The organism is Corallococcus silvisoli, from assembly GCF_009909145.1.
Taxonomy (GTDB): Bacteria; Myxococcota; Myxococcia; order Myxococcales; family Myxococcaceae; genus Corallococcus; species Corallococcus silvisoli.
In genome coordinates, this window is sequence record NZ_JAAAPJ010000027.1 from 1 (window position 1) to 14,600 (window position 14,600).

Genomic DNA, 14,600 nt, shown 5'->3' on the forward strand with positions numbered 1-14,600 from the left:
CTCGTAGCGCATCATCTCGCCTTGCCTCCTTGCGGAGACAACAACCGGCGCTCCCACATCCATCAGACACGGCCTAGCGGCGCTGGGCGGTGGCCGCGTCCTGGGCCTGCGCGCGGGGCAGGCGCAGCACGAAGGACGTGGCCCAGCCGTCCGCGTCCTCGACGGAGAGCCGGCCCCCGTGGGCCTCGGCCGCGAGCCGGGAGAAGTACAGGCCCAGGCCGTAGCCCCGGCGGCCCTCCTTCTCACGGCTGCCCTGCACGTACTTGTCGAAGAGGGACTCGCGCGCCTCGGGGGGGATCGCGATGCCGTCGTTGCGCACCGCCAGCCACTGCAGGCCCTCGGACTCGCCCGCCTCCAGGCGCACCCGCCCGCCGGACGGCGCGTAGCGGAGCGCGTTGGTGGCCAGGTTCTCCACCACGCGGATGAGCAGGCCCGCGTCCCCCGTCAGGTGCAGGCCCGGGGAGGAGGCCAGCTCCAGCCGGATCTTCCGCAGGCGGGCCGCGCCGTCCAGGGAGCGGCGCACCTCGTCCAGCAGGGGGGCCACCGGGAAGGGCTGCTTGCGCGGGGACAGCCGGCCCTGCTCCAGCCGGGGCACGTCCAGCAGGTCGGAGATCATCCGGTCCAGGCGGGCGGTGACGGCGAGCCCCGTGCGCACCGACTCCACCAGCGGCGTCCCGACGGGCAGCTCCTGCTCCATCCACGACAGCGACAGCGTCACGGCCGACAGCGGCGAGCGCAGGTCGTGCACCAGGAACTGCATCAGCTGCTCCTGGTGGGCCTGGAGCGCCTCCAGCTGGGCGTTGCGCCCGTGGGCCTCCGACAGCATGCGCTCGATGGTGCGGTGGGCGTCCTCCACCTCGGTGGCGCGGCGGGCGTCCAGCTGCCGCGCCACCTCCGCGCGCGACAGGTCCATGGCCAGCTGCCGCAGCCGCCCGGTGCCGTAGTGGCTCACCGCCGCGACCAGCACCAGCGTCACCGCGGCCACGGTCACCGCGCCCAGGCCCACGCCCGCCTCGCGCATGAGCACCGCCTGCGCCAGCGCGGACAGGCCCGCCGTGCCATAGACGAGCCAGGGCATCAGCTCCAGGCCGGACAGCGCCACCACGAGCGCGAAGAGCCCCAGGCTGAAGCCCGCGACGCCCGCGGGGAAGGGCGACACGGGCAGCGCCAGCTGCTGGAGCCCGAACACCAGCCCCACGTCCACCAGCGACTGCACCACGCCCAGCTGCCGCGAGAAGGGCCGGGAGCGCAGCGCGAAGAGCATCGCCACCACGCCGCCGTAGCAGAGCAGCAGCGGGGGATAGTGCGTCCAGTCGCGGGCGCCGGACAACCACAGCCCCACGCTCACGGCGAAGAACACGGCCGTGCCCACCAGCCGCACCGCCGCTCCCGCGCCCAGCACATGTTTGCGCTGGGCGGCCACGACCCGCGCGAGTTCATTCTCAAAGGCGACGGGAGGTTCTGTGTCCATGGGACGCTCCCGTTTTCCCCGCTTCCTCCCCGCCCGGCAAGTTCATGGCCGCCTCGTCTTTCGCGACACCCGCCGGACCCCTAGAAACAGGGGCTGGCGGGAGGGGGTCGTCCGGTGGCCCTGGCCCCGGCCGGGCTGGCGGGCGGTGGCCGTCCGGGGGCAATCATCCGTTCCGGGCAGGCGTAGTCACGATGACACGCGCCTTTCGGCCGGGTGCTTGTGGGTGGCGGAGTTCGTGTAAGGTGGCTGGGATTACGCACAGGCGGAGGTGAGAGCCGACATGTGGCAGCGATTCAAGAGAGCGATGCGGAGCTTCGCGGGCTTCTTCGTCTCCTCCATCGAGGATCCGGAGCTGATTCTCGAGCAGAACATCCGTGACCTGAACGACCAGGTCCCCAAGATGAACGAGTCCATCGCCATGGTCCGGGCGAATGTGACGCTGCTCGAGAAGGAGAACATGAAGTACCAGCAGGACGTGCGGGAGCTGACCGCCAAGGTGAAGGCCGCCATCCAGGCCGGCCGCGACGACCTGGCCGGCACGTACGCGACCAAGCTCCAGGGAGAGAAGGAAGCGCTCGCCCGCAACCAGCAGCAGCTCGACATCGCGAAGCAGGCCTACGAGAAGGCCCTGAACGTCAAGAAGGCGTTCATGCGCGAGAAGGACCGCAAGACCCAGGAGGCGATGAACGCCGTCCGGGACGCGCGGCGCGCCAAGTGGCAGGCGAAGGTCGCCGACACGATGGAGTCCTTCACGGTCGCCGGCGTGGACTCCACGCACGACGAGATGCTGCGCAAGGTGCAGGAGAAGACGGCCATCAACGAGGCGCGCATGCAGATGGCGCTGGAGTCGGTGGACCACCAGGCGGCGGCCATCGAGGAAGAGGCCGAGAAGATCCAGGGCGACGAGCTGGTCAAGCAGTTCAAGATGGAGATGGGCCTGCTGGACAGCCCCGCGCCGGTGTCGGACGTGGGGGCGGGGCCCGAGAAGACCATCGGCAAGAAGGTGGAGATCAAGTAGTTCTCCCCCCATGAAAGAGGCCGGCGCACACGGATGAAGCTGCACCGCGGACCCGGCCTCTTTCTCTTCCTCGCGCTCTGTGTCCTGGGCGCGGGGTACGTGTTCGCCTCGCGGGCGGGCTACCTCGACCGCTTGCAGGCGCGCTTCTTCCCCTCCACCCGCGAAGCCGTGCGGCTGTCCCCCGGTGACTTTCCCGCGGGCGTGGCGGCCCCGGTGGCGGACGTGGCGTCGGTGCCGCTCAGGCCCGTGCTCATCGGCTTCACCCCGCGCGGCTCCGCCTCCGCGCTGCTCGTCGCCGCGGGTGGCTCCACCACGCTGGACAACCCGGTGACGCCCGCTGGCGCGGCCCAGGGCCTGCTCAAGACAGCGTACGCGCTGGATGCGCGCGCGGTGCTCTTCGCCCGGGAGGAGGAGCTGAAGCAGGCCCTGTCCGTGGGCGCGGAGAACGGCGGCGTGGACATGGCGGCGCTGTCGGTGGACCGGCTGGCGTCGTGGGCGCCCACGCTCCGGGACGCGGCGCCGCGCACGGTGTTGCTCGTGGGGCGCAGCCGGGGCCAGGAGGCGATGGCGGCGGTGGGCGTGCCGGACCTGGCCAGCCTGCGCGGCAGGCGGGTGGGCGTGTATCCGGGCGGCTCGTCGCACTACTTCGCCCTGTGGGTGCTGGCGCGGGCCGGGCTGCGGACCTCCGACGTGCGGTGGGTGGACCTGCCCTCCACGCTGGACGCCGGCCGGGCGCTGCGGGAGGGCCGGGCGGACGTGGTGGTGGGCTTGTGGGGCGACGTGGAGCTGGCCGCGCGCGACCGGGGCGGCAAGGTGCTGGCGACGACGGCGGACGCGCCGCACCTCCTGGCCACGGTGCTGGTGGCCCGGGGCGACTTCGCGGCGCGCTACCCGGACGCGGTGCGCCGGGTGCTCCGGGGCCTCCTGGACGCGGGGCAGGGCGTGCTCAAGGACCCGGCGGCCGGGGCGCGGCTGTTGGGCGAGGTGGCGCCCTACCTGGGCGACCCGACGGAGGCCATCCGCAGCGCGCCGCCCGCGACGCTGGCGGACAATCGGGCCTTCTTCGGACTTTCCGGCGAGGCGCCAGTTACCTATGACGAGCTCTTCCAGAGCGCCGCGGCGCTCTTCCAGAAGCTCAAGCGCGGGACCGCGCCCCCGCCCGCGGAGGACACGCGGGACCTGGGCGCGCTGAAATACGTCTCCGAGGCGCGGGGGCCCTAGGCCCTGCTTTAGGCTCTGGGAGTGGGCAGCGGGAAGGGGAGTCGGACGTGGCGAAGACACCGAACTACATCAAGGCCGCGTTCCTCCTGCCGGCCAACCTGGTGGGCCTGACGACGGCGGCCATGTCCAGCGCCGTGACGCAGCAGCCGCTGCCCATGCTGGTGGCGCTGGGCGTGGAGGGCCTGTACCTGGGCGTCCTGTCGTCCATGTCGCGCTTCCAGCGCGCCGTGCGCTCGAAGCAGCCGGACAACCCGGAGGCGGCGCGCGCGGCGGTGGACGCGCTGCTCGCGGACCTCGCGCCGTCGCAGCGCGACCACTACCAGCAGCTGGTGGGGCTGAAGGAGAAGATCCTCGGCAACTACCGCAAGCTGCCCGGCGGGCGCGTGCTGGTGGCGGACAGCGAGCCCAAGCTGGACGCGCTGCTCACGTCGTTCCTGCGGCTCATCTCCGCGCTCAACCAGTACCGCACGTACCTGGGCGGGTCGGACCGGGAGCACCTGGCGGGTGAGGTCGCGGCGCTGGAGGCGGAGGTCGCGGAGGAGCCCAACCCACGCCTCAAGGACGTGAAGGGCAAGCGCGTGGAGATCCTGCGCAAGCGCCTGATGCGCTTCGAGCAGGCGGGCGAGAGCCGCGAGGTGGTGAGCCACCAGCTGGCCGGCATCGAGGACCTGATGCGGCTGACGCACGAGCAGTCCATCGCCATCCGCGACCCGGAGAGCGTCAACCGCCAGCTCGACGTGCTCTCCGCGGAGACGGAGGCCACCGATGAGACGGTGCGCCAGATGGAGCGCTTCCTCGACTTCACCGAGGAGACGCGCGGGCCCCTGCCGCACGGCGGCACGCGCGTGCGGTGAGCCGGGCGCGGGCCCGCATGCCGGTCCGCCCCTGCTGGCCTGGACCGCCCCTCGCGGTGGGTCGGGTGGCGCCTGTTCACCGTGGCACCTTGGGGGCGAGGCAGCGGCCGGTGACGGCGCACGAATAGATTGACTCTCCGCCGCAGGCATCCTGTCCTGACGTCCATGCTCCGCCGCGTAGGCTTCCTCCCGCTGCTCTTGGTGTTGGTCGTGTTCGCCGGCTGCTCGCGCTGCGGGAAGGACGCGGCCGGGCCCGCGGCCTCGCCGTCGGGCGTGTCGCGCTACCTGCCGCGCACGGCGCAGGCGGCGGTCGTCATCGACGACCTGGGCACGCTGGGCGAGAAGCTGGCGCGCTTCCAGAACCTCAAGGTGGCCTCGTTCGTCGCGCAGCTGCAGAACTTCCCGTCCGCGGAGCGCTACGTGTCCGCGGTGATGCGGCAGGTGGGCGTGGACCTGCGCAGCCGCAAGGCGCTGGAGGATGCCGGCATCGATCCGAAGCGCGGCGCGGGCGCGGCCTTCCTGGGCGGCACGCAGGTGGTGTCCGTCATCGGCGTGAAGGACGCGGACAAGCTCAAGACCACCTTCGCCACCTTCGCCCGCACGCGCCTGGGCGCGTCGGAGGAGAAGGAGGCGAAGTCGGACGCGGGGCGGCTCGTCACCTTCCACCGCCCGGGCTCCACGGAGCCCCTGCTGGGCATGCTCTTCCTCAAGCACGACCTGGTGCTGCTGTCCGCGGGCGCGTCGGTGGCGCGGCTGACGGAGCTGGCGGTGCTGCCGGAGGAGAGCTCGCTCGCGAAGGAGCCGGTGCTGGAGGCGTCGCTCAAGCGGCTCTCCGGCGACCGGGACTTCCACGTGTGGCTGCCGGGCGGCACGGGCCTGCTGCCCATGGGCACGGTGCAGGGCATCACCTTCACGGGCCACATCGAGGAGCGCGCGGTGACGCTGCGCGCGGACGCGCCGTGGCCGGACACGCAGGCGTCGCTCGCGGGGCTGGAGCCCAAGGGCGGTGAGGCGCTCGTGGGCTGGCTGCCGCAGGACAGCTTCTTCGTGGCGCGCTTCCGGGGAGACCCCGCGCAGCTCGACGGCGTGTGGCCGTACCTCGCGGGCTCGCAGGTGACGCGCGCGGTGCAGGAGGCCGGCTTCAACGTGAAGACGGAGGTGTTGGACAACCTCAAGCCGGGGATGGTGCTGTCGCTGTCGCTGTCGCCCAACGTCAACCTGTCCTCGGGCATGCCGGACCTGGACCTGCGGCGGACCAACCCCTTCCGCTTCGTCAACCTGGTGGCGCTGGCGGAGGTGAAGGACGTGGCGAAGGGGCAGGCCACCTTGGAGAAGGTGCCCGGCTTCGCGGGCGGCTTCGGCGCGAAGGTGGAGCCCATGGACGTGAACGGCCAGAAGGCCTACCTCACGTCGTACCGCGCGGGCGAGGGCGCGCACTTCGCGCTGTCGAAGGACGGCAAGCTGGTGCTCGCGGCGCCGCGCGCGCGCCTGGAGTCGTCCCTGGCCGCGCTCGCCCAGCCGGCGGGCACGGGCCCCGTGTCGGAGGACCTGAAGTCGGTGGGCAAGGACGCCGCGGTGGTGGTGCTCCTGGACCTGCGCCGGCTGGCGGACGCGGTGAAGGCGCTGCCGTCCGCCGCGTGGGGCATTGGCGGCTTCGCCATCAAGGCCACCACGGTGCGCTGGCTGGACGCCACCGACGACCTGCGCGCCGTGACGATGGCGCTGTCGCGCAAGGACAAGGCGCTGCAGGCTGAAATCTCCCTGAGGCTGACGCCCGCGCCGGCCGCCACCACGACCACGACCCCGGCCACGCCGTGATCCGCGCGCGAGACGTCGTGAAGGAATACGAGGACGGCGAGGGGGCGCGGGTGCGCGTCCTCGACGGCGTGTCCCTGGACGTGGAGGCCGGCGACTTCGTCGCGGTGGTGGGCGCGTCCGGCAGCGGCAAGTCCACGCTGCTGCACCTGTTGGGCGGCCTGGACGTGCACTACCAGGGGCAGCTGGAGGTGGGCGGGGTGAAGCTCACCGGCCTGCGCGACAGGGAGCTGGCGCGCTTTCGCAACACGCACGTGGGCTTCGTCTTCCAGTCGTTCCACCTCATCCCCAACCTGTCCGCGCTGGAGAACGTGCTCCTGCCCTCGCACTTCGGTCCGGCCACGGCGGACGGGCGCAAGCGCGCGAGCCAGCTGCTGGAGCGCGTGGGCCTGGGCGCCAAGCAGGACCGCGCGCCCATCCGCCTCTCCGGCGGCGAGCGCCAGCGCGTGGCCATCGCGCGGGCCCTCTTCGGCAGTCCCCGGCTGCTGCTGTGCGACGAGCCCACGGGCAACCTGGACGCGGCGACGGGCGCGGGCGTCATCCAGCTCTTCCAGGAGCTGCACAAGGAAGGGCTCACCGTGCTCACCGTCACCCACGAGGAGCGCATGAGCGCGGTGGCGCGCCGGGTGCTCCGGCTCAAGGACGCGAGGCTCGTGGAGGAGTCCACCTCCTCCGAGCCCCTGGCCTCGCGAGGTGCGCCGTGAGGTGGGACGCGCTGTCGAGGCTGGTGCGGCTGTCCCTCGCGCGCGAGCGCCGGGGCGCGTTCTTCTCCGCTTTCGGCGTGGCCATGGGCGTGGGCGCGCTCGTGTTCTTCGTGGGCCTGGGGCTGGGCGTGGGGAGCGTCATCCGCGAGCGCATCTTCCCCACGGACTCGCGCCTGGTGGACGTGGTGCCCGCGTCGGTGTCGCTGGGCCTCTTGGGCGGCGGCAAGCTGGACGCGGCGGCGGTGGAGCGCCTGGGCGCGCTGCCCGGCGTGGAGACGACGTACCGGAAGATGAACGTGCGCGTGCCGGCGGTGACCCGCTACGACGGCGTCTTCTTCGGCTCGCGCCTGCGCATGGGCATGGAGGTGCTCGCGGTGGGCGTGGACCCCGGCCTCGTGCGCAAGGACGTGGGGCTCCAGGAGGCGAAGGACTTCAGTGACCCGGGCGAGGGCAAGGCCATCCCCGCGCTCATCTCCACGCGCTTGCTGGAGCTGTACAACAAGACGTTCGCGCCCGCGCGCAAGCTGCCGCAGCTGTCCGCGGAGATGCTCATCGGCTTCGGCTTCCCGGTGGAGTTCAACCGCTCCTACGTGGCGGCCACGTCGGGCGGCCCCAGCACCACGCAGCAGGCGCAGGTGGTGGGCGCGTCCGACCGGGCCATGCTCGCGGGCATCACCATCCCCCTGGACACGGCGGTGCGCATCAACCGCGCCGCGGGCGCGGACGCGGACAGCTACTCCGGCGTCACGCTGGTGGCGGCGGACCCTTCGCGCGTCCCGGAGCTGGTGGACGCGGTGAAGGGGATGGGCTTCGAGATCGATGATCAAGAGCGCAGGATGGCGGAGAACGCGGGCGCGGCGGTGGCGCTCACCACCTCCGCGCTGGCGCTGCTGTCCATCCTCATCTGCGTGCTGGCCGCGGTGAACATCGCCCATGCGATGTCCTCGTCGGTGCGCGCACGGGCAAGGGAGATTGGCGTGATGCAGGCCGTGGGCGCTTCGCGCGCGGACGTGCGCGCCATCGTGCTGGCGGAGGCCAGCGTGGTGGGCGTGCTGGGCGGTGGGGCGGGGACCGCGGCGGCGCTGGTGCTGGCCTTCGCGGTGGACCGGTTCGCGGCGGGCTACCTGCCCAACTTCCCCTTCAAGCCCGACAGCTTCTTCTCCTTCCCCGTGGGCGTGGTGCTGGGCGGCGTGCTGCTGGGCCTCCTGGCCGCGCTCGCCGGCGCCTACTTCCCCAGCCGCCGCGCCGCCGCCACGGACCCGGCCAGGACGCTCGCGGGATGACCGGCCCTGCTCGCAAGACGCTGCTGACCAACGGGGTGTGCCTGGTGGGGTTCGCGTGGATCTACGGGGGCGACCTCGCGGATGCCCTGCGCGCCCGCTCCGCGGAGGTCTCCGCGCTCATGACGCCGCCGTCCGCCGTCCGCTCGGGCGTGGTGCTGGGGCTCGCGGCGGTGGGGCTGGCCGTGTTCCTGGGGGGACTCCTGCGCAAGCAGCCGGAGGGCTTCAAGGGCTACCGGCTCCTGCCCATCCTGCTCGTGGGCGCGCTCTTCGTGGACCTGGTCCTGGCGGAGGGGCGGACGCCGCTGGACTCGCCCGAGCTGGCCGCGGTCGCGCTCCAGCGCTTCCAAAGCGGGGCCCAGAAGCTGGCCACGCCGCAGGCCGTGCCCACGCAGGCGCGCGTCCTCCAGCCCCTGGTGGAGGAATTGGGCAGCCCTCCGTATTTGGAGCGGGGCGTGCCGGTGCCGGCCTACGCACTCCAGGTGCGCACGGACTGCGAGGGTCCCCCCCGTGAGGCTCCTGGGACACGCCCCGGGACGCTGCTGTACTGCGTCGCCCGGGATGGCAGGCAGGCCTGGGTGGGGCTGGTCGGGCTGCCCGCCGAGGTGCGCTTTGGTGCGCCAGCGGTGTTCTCGCGCGGGGGCGAGCCTCGCTTCGCCGTCGTCCGCGTCCAGGTCCCAGAGGAGGAAGGCGTCATGGAGGGCATCGATCTGGAGATTCCCCAGGTGGATGGGGGTGGCGCGGTGACGTCCCCTGTGCCTTGAATCCGGGTCGCCTGCAGGGCAAGCGTGCGGAAATAGGTCCGCGTGCGCGGTTGACCCCTCGGAGCCGCGATCGATAGGCTCCCTGCAAGGACTCGACCCCCACTCAAAGTGACGACCTCTCAACCGAAGCGGCAACCCATCCCGTTCGGGAAGTATCTCCTCCTGGACCGCGTCAACATCGGCGGCATGGCGGAGGTCTGGCGCGGCAAACAGTTCGGCGCCAGTGGCTTCGAGCGGCTCGTCGCCATCAAGCGAATCCTCCCGAACATCGCGGAGGACGAAGAATTCATCTCGATGTTCATCGATGAGGCGAAGATCAGCGTCCAGCTGACCCACGCCAACATCGCGCAGATCTACGAGCTGGGGCAGATCGCCAGCAGCTACTTCATTTCGATGGAGTACATCCCCGGCAAGGACATGCGGGCCATCTTCGACCGCTGCCGGAAGAAGGGGGAGCCCGCGCCGGTGCCGCTGGTCGCCTTCTGCGTGGCGAAGATGTGCGAGGGCCTGGACTACGCCCACCGCAAGAAGGACGGGATGGGGCGCGACCTCAACATCGTCCACCGCGACATCTCGCCGCAGAACGTGCTCGTGTCCTTCGAGGGCGAGGTCAAGGTCATCGACTTCGGCATCGCGAAGGCGGCGGGCAAGGCGACGAAGACGCAGGCCGGCATCCTCAAGGGCAAGTTCGGCTACATGAGCCCGGAGCAGATCCGCGGCCTGCCGTTGGACCGGCGCTCGGACGTGTTCGCCATTGGCGTGTGCCTCTACGAGATGCTCACGGGCGAGCGCCTCTTCGTGGGCGACAGCGACTTCAGCGTGCTGGAGAAGGTGCGCAAGGCGGAGGTGCCGTCCCCGTCCACGTACAACCGGCGCATCCCAGAGGCGCTGGAGCGCATCGTCCTCAAGTCGCTGGCGAAGGACGTGGACGAGCGCTACCAGTATGCCAGCGAGCTGGGCGACGACCTCCAGCGCTTCCTGCTGACGAACGACTCCATCTTCGGCCGCAAGGACCTCATGCAGTACATGAAGTCCACGTTCGCCGAAGAGGTGGAACGGGAGAAGCAGCGGCTGGCCGAGTACGCGGACATCCGCGCGCCGGACGGCATGCTGGCGGCCATCGAGGCGGGCTTCAGCGGCCCGTCGCCGGTGCCCACGCAGAGCATGACCAACATCCCCGCGGTGGCGCCCTCCGCGCCCGCCGTGGAGCCGGTCTCCGCGCCGCCGCCGCGCGCCTCCAACTCCGGCGCGAACGCCGGCCAGGGGGCCCGCCGCTCGCCCACGCTCGCCGCGCTGCCCAAGCTCACCGCCGCGCCCGCCGCGCCCTCGCCCAAGGAGGACGAGGAGCTGGCGACGCAGATGGTGGACCGCGACGCCGTCTTCGACGACGCCCCGGAGCCCACCACCCAGCCGGGGGCCGCCATTGGCCGCGCCGTCACGCCGCTGGAGACTCCAGCCGCGCCCGTGGACGACGATGAGGACGTGGCGGGCCGCACCGCAGTCATCCCGCCGCCCTCGTCGCTGCCCCCGCCTCCTCCGGGGCCGCCGCGCCTGTCCCAGAGCAACGCCCCGGTGCTCAGCGCCGCGCCCCCGCGCCCGTCGCTCACCAACGTGCCCACGCTGATGGCCCACGACGCGCCCGCGCCGCGGCAGACGCCGAACCGGGGCAACGACAGCCAGCTGCCGCGCCTCCACCGGCCGGACGCGCCGCCGGAGCAGCTGCCGCCCTTGTCGCGCCCGCCCGGGCCGCCCGTCCTGAGCGGGGCGAACGCGCCGCCGCGTCCGCCCCCGGCGAAGGAGCCCCACGCGAGGGATGCACGGACGAAGGAGGCGCCCGCGGAGGCCTCTGGCGGTGGCATGGGCCTGCGCGGCATCGACAAGCGCCTGCTCTACAGCGCCGTGGCCCTGGCCTCGCTGCTCCTGCTGGTGGGCATGGCGGTGGTGCTCTCGCCGAGCAAGGCCGCCCTGGGCTACGTGATGGTGGAGCTCAAGTCGCTGGACGTGAAGGACCGCGCGATGGTGTCCATCAACGCCGGCCCTCCGGAGAAGTTCCCCTCGAACGGCTTCATCCTGAAGCAGGTGCCGGTGGGCAACGTGCTGGTGGTGGTGACGGCGGACGGCGCCGACGCCTTCAACCAGGCCGTGATGGTGTCCGAAGGGGCCAACGCCACGCAGGTGCCCGTGGTGCTCAAGCGCCAGTCGCGCTCGGTGGTGGTCGTCTTCAAGACCCAGCCCGACGACGCCGAGGTCAAGATCGACGGAAAGGTGGCCCGGGCGCAGGGCAGCCACGAGCTGGTCAACCGGGAGTTCTCCCTCAGCTCCGACTCGCCGCTGGTGGAGGTGTCGGCGCCCGGTTACGCGCCGCACATCTCCACCGTGCAGGTGAAGAGCAGCGGCCTCGACGTGGCGGCGGTGCTCGAGCGTGCCCCGGTGGACGTGCGGGTGGAGTCCACGCCGGAGGGCGCCTCCATCTTCCTGGGCAACAAGGACCTGGGCGCCGTCACGCCGACGAACGTGCGGGTGCCCTTTGGCACGCGCGAGCTGACGCTCAAGGCGAAGTGCTTCTCCGACGCGGATGTGTCCGTGGGAGCGCCTGCTACGCCGGGCGGCTCGGTGAAGGTGGAAGCGTCCTTGAAGAAGCTGGCGCGCTGCCGCGATTAGCGGCGGCGCGGTCCCGACACTAAAGGTAGGCCTGGGGGTCCTCCCCCCGGATGTCCCTGGGGGGAGTGGCGCCGGAGGGATGTCCGTGACGAAGGTGCGCAAGGTGAACAAGGCGGATCCGCTGGCGGATCTGCCCCGGTGGGCGCAGCAGCTGGCGCGCAAGTACTACACGAAGACGGTCAGCACCTTCCTGCTGTACGGGGCCGTGCGCGACCTGCAGCCCTTGCAGCTGGAAGGCGGTGGGCGCGGCTTCGGGACGCTCAAGACGTTCCTGTCGGAGGAGCTGTTCGGTGGGCGGGACCACGTCCTGTTCTACGACCGCTCGTCCGGCATCCGCTCCGCGACGCCGGAGACGCAGAAGGACCTGGTGCGGGCCATGTCGGGCTACGACGCCATGTACGGCACCGACTACGCCAAGGTCATGCCGCGCGATCCGGGCCGTGCGTTGCAGATCCTGGAGAACTTCCTGCGCATGCGCCTGAGCGAGGGCCGCTCGCTGGCGCTCATCATCGACTTCGCGGAGACGCTGGTCCCCGGCGGGGAGATGAGCCACCTGTCCGCGGAGGACCGCTTCGTCGTGGCCACGCTGGACAAGTGGGCGCACGACCCGCAGTTCCTCGCGGGGGACGTGTCGGTGGTGCTGCTGGCGGAGAACCTGGCGGACATGTCGCCGCGCATCAGCCGCAACCCGTACGTGGCGCCCATCGAGCTGCCCCTTCCCACGGAGGAGGAGCGCCTGGACTACGTGCGCTCCAAGCTGGAGGGCAAGCGCCTCCAGTCGCTGTCGGAGGTGCCGCTGGCGGGCCTGGCGAAGATGACGGCGGGCCTGTCGCGCATCAACCTGGACCGCGTGCTCACGGAGGCGCTGGAGCGGGAGATCCGCATCACGCCGGACCTGCTCAAGGAGAAGAAGAAGGAGCTCATCCAGGCGGAGTGCCACGGCCTGCTGGAGTTCATCGAACCCGCGCACACGCTGGACGCGGTGGCGGGCCATGCGCCCGCCAAGCAGATGCTGCGGCAGGCGGCGTCCGCGCTGAAGAAGGGCCGCATCGAGGTCATGCCCATGGGCTACCTGGTGAGCGGCCCGGTGGGGACGGGCAAGACGTTCATGGTGAGCTGCTTCGCCGGAGAGATTGGCATCCCGGTGGTGAAGTTCCTGAACTTCCGCAGCCAGTGGCAGGGCGTCACGGAAGCCAACCTGGAGAAGATCTTCAACCTGCTGAAGGCCCTGTGGCCGGTGGCGGTGATGATCGACGAAGCGGACACCTTCCTGGGCAACCGCGACTCTGGCGGGGACTCGGGGACGAGCAGCCGCATCTTCGGCTCCATCGCGTCCTTCATGGGCAACACGCAGTACCGCGGGAAGATCGTCTGGTTCCTGCTGACGGCGCGGCCGGACCTGCTGCCCATCGACCTGAAGCGTCAGGGGCGCGCCGAGGAGCACATCGCGCTCTTCTATCCGCAGACGGACGCGGAGCGGAACGAGCTGTTCCAGGCGATGAGCCGCAAGACGGGCGTGGCGGTGGAGGGGGTGGAGTCCTTCTCCTCGCTGATTCCGGAGGGCCTGCGGGCCTTCAGCGGCGCGGACATCGAGGCGGTGATGGTCCGCTCGAAGTTCCGCGCGCTGGCGGACGGGCGGGACCAGGTGACGAAGGACGACCTCATCGCCGTGCTGACCGACTTCGTCCCGCCCAGCTATCCGCTGGAGATCGAGATGCAGAACCTGGTGGCGGTGCAGGAGTGTACCAGCCGGGCGCTGCTGCCAGAGAACTTCCGCAAGGTGGACCGGGACTTCATCAGCCGGCGCGTCCGCGAGCTGAAGATGCTGCTCGAGGAGCAGTAGGGCCTCAGCCAGCGGTGAGGGGGACGCCCAGGTTCGGATCCTGGAGCGTCTCCACCACCGCGATGCGGTCGCCCACGGCGAGCGCGTCATGCAGCACCAGGATGTCCTCGTTCGCGTGACGGATGCAGCCATGGGACACGTCGCCCCCGAGCAGGGCGGGGGCGCTGGTGCCGTGCAATTCCTCGCCGCTGCGGTGGCCATCCACCCAGGAGAGGTCCAGCAGCCGCGCGCCGAAGACGTGCCGGTCGTTCCACAGCCGCGCGCCCGCGTCCTCCGTGGCCACCTGATCCAGCTTCGCGCGCACCACCTTGAGGCCCGCGTGCGTGGGCGTGGCGGCGGTGCCGACCGCGTTGGGGAAGATGTCCAGGAGCTGCCCCTCCGGGTCGAAGAGGAAGGTGCGGTGCTCGCGCAGGGCGATGACGACGCGCACGGGCTGTCCCGCGTAGAAGGGGGAGGGCAGGGCGCGCGACTGTCCCCGGGCCCCCGGCGCGGGGGCGAGCGCCACCAGGGCGCGCAGCGTGGCCGCGTCGAGCACCCCGTTCGAGCGCACCTCGGGGAACCCCGCGCGAGCATGCACCTGGAAGTTGCGCAGCGCGCGGGCCGTGTCCGGGCCGTAGCGTGCGTCCGCGCCGCCGTACAGCGCGAACCCCATGTCCAGGAGCGCGCCCTGCACCGCGAGAAGTCCGTCACCCCGTGAGCCCGCGCCCAGCACCGCCCCACCCGCGGCCACGTCCATGAGCTGAGAGGAGCCGGCGAAGCGAGGGTGTTCCAGGGGCGGCGTCGACGAAGGGCTCGCGCCGTCCGTGCCTCCGGTGCGCGCGCTGTCGCCCGGAGGTGTGGGCCTGAAGGTGACGGCGTTCGCCAAGGCGAGCGATGAAGCCATCCGTGTCACCGGTGCCGTCGACACAGCCTCCCATGCGCGGGCCGTCTCTCCGGACCATGGCATCGCGCTCGCGCGGCCATCCGTCG

The 14,600-nt window shown here is 71.6% G+C and carries 11 protein-coding genes; 9 read left to right on the top strand and 2 right to left on the bottom strand.

What is annotated here, in order from left to right; all coding sequences use genetic code 11:
• Positions 1–73: 73 nt before the first annotated feature.
• Positions 74–1,471: a sensor histidine kinase gene (locus GTY96_RS34855; protein WP_143899978.1), complete on the bottom strand. Its 1,398-nt coding sequence runs from the start codon at positions 1,469–1,471 to the stop codon at positions 74–76.
• A gap of 280 nt (positions 1,472–1,751) precedes the next feature.
• On the opposite strand from GTY96_RS34855, the gene GTY96_RS34860 reads away from it, so the two are divergent.
• The 9 genes from GTY96_RS34860 to GTY96_RS34900 all read left to right on the top strand — a co-directional run bounded on the left by GTY96_RS34860 (position 1,752) and on the right by GTY96_RS34900 (position 13,631).
• Complete coding sequence (locus tag GTY96_RS34860) at positions 1,752–2,489, top strand: PspA/IM30 family protein (RefSeq protein ID WP_120528049.1); 738 nt, start codon at positions 1,752–1,754, stop codon at positions 2,487–2,489.
• Between the two features lie 33 nt (positions 2,490–2,522).
• Entirely contained in the window at positions 2,523–3,710 is a 1,188-nt protein-coding gene (locus tag GTY96_RS34865) for an ABC transporter substrate-binding protein (protein WP_143899976.1), read from the top strand.
• Between the two features lie 47 nt (positions 3,711–3,757).
• Positions 3,758–4,564 carry a hypothetical protein gene (locus GTY96_RS34870; RefSeq protein ID WP_143899974.1) on the top strand — a complete coding sequence of 269 codons (807 nt, stop codon included), beginning with the start codon at positions 3,758–3,760 and terminating at the stop codon, positions 4,562–4,564.
• Between the two features lie 165 nt (positions 4,565–4,729).
• Positions 4,730–6,382 carry a hypothetical protein gene (locus tag GTY96_RS34875; RefSeq protein WP_161666994.1) on the top strand — a complete coding sequence of 551 codons (1,653 nt, stop codon included), beginning with the start codon at positions 4,730–4,732 and terminating at the stop codon, positions 6,380–6,382.
• A complete protein-coding gene (locus GTY96_RS34880; protein ID WP_143899970.1) occupies positions 6,379–7,083 on the top strand; it encodes an ABC transporter ATP-binding protein in 705 nt (234 codons plus the stop codon). Before GTY96_RS34875 ends, GTY96_RS34880 begins: the two co-directional genes overlap by 4 nt.
• The gene (locus tag GTY96_RS34885; RefSeq protein ID WP_143899968.1) at positions 7,080–8,366 is read left to right on the top strand and encodes an ABC transporter permease; all 1,287 of its coding nucleotides are present in this window, start codon (positions 7,080–7,082) and stop codon (positions 8,364–8,366) included. The genes GTY96_RS34880 and GTY96_RS34885 overlap by 4 nt, the downstream gene beginning before the upstream one ends.
• Complete coding sequence (locus GTY96_RS34890) at positions 8,363–9,127, top strand: hypothetical protein (RefSeq protein ID WP_143899965.1); 765 nt, start codon at positions 8,363–8,365, stop codon at positions 9,125–9,127. The genes GTY96_RS34885 and GTY96_RS34890 overlap by 4 nt, the downstream gene beginning before the upstream one ends.
• A gap of 108 nt (positions 9,128–9,235) precedes the next feature.
• Positions 9,236–11,788, top strand: coding sequence for a serine/threonine-protein kinase (locus tag GTY96_RS34895; protein ID WP_143899963.1), 2,553 nt, complete (start codon positions 9,236–9,238; stop codon positions 11,786–11,788).
• A gap of 85 nt (positions 11,789–11,873) precedes the next feature.
• Positions 11,874–13,631: an ATP-binding protein gene (locus tag GTY96_RS34900; protein ID WP_186001856.1), complete on the top strand. Its 1,758-nt coding sequence runs from the start codon at positions 11,874–11,876 to the stop codon at positions 13,629–13,631.
• Positions 13,632–13,635: 4 nt separating this feature from the next.
• On the opposite strand, the gene GTY96_RS34905 is transcribed toward GTY96_RS34900, so the two are convergent.
• Positions 13,636–14,514, bottom strand: a complete 879-nt coding sequence (locus GTY96_RS34905) for a L,D-transpeptidase family protein (RefSeq protein WP_161666995.1) — start codon at positions 14,512–14,514, stop codon at positions 13,636–13,638.
• Positions 14,515–14,600: the final 86 nt, after the last annotated feature.

Bases quoted from the DNA above. Each gene is read 5' to 3' on its own strand.
- GTY96_RS34855 (WP_143899978.1), bottom strand. From the start codon at position 1,471: ATGGACACAGAACCTCCCGTCGCCTTTGAGAATGAACTCGCGCGGGTC.
- GTY96_RS34860 (WP_120528049.1), top strand. From the start codon at position 1,752: ATGTGGCAGCGATTCAAGAGAGCGATGCGGAGCTTCGCGGGCTTCTTC.
- GTY96_RS34865 (WP_143899976.1), top strand. From the start codon at position 2,523: ATGAAGCTGCACCGCGGACCCGGCCTCTTTCTCTTCCTCGCGCTCTGT.
- GTY96_RS34875 (WP_161666994.1), top strand. From the start codon at position 4,730: ATGCTCCGCCGCGTAGGCTTCCTCCCGCTGCTCTTGGTGTTGGTCGTG.
- GTY96_RS34890 (WP_143899965.1), top strand. From the start codon at position 8,363: ATGACCGGCCCTGCTCGCAAGACGCTGCTGACCAACGGGGTGTGCCTG.
- GTY96_RS34905 (WP_161666995.1), bottom strand. From the start codon at position 14,514: ATGGCTTCATCGCTCGCCTTGGCGAACGCCGTCACCTTCAGGCCCACA.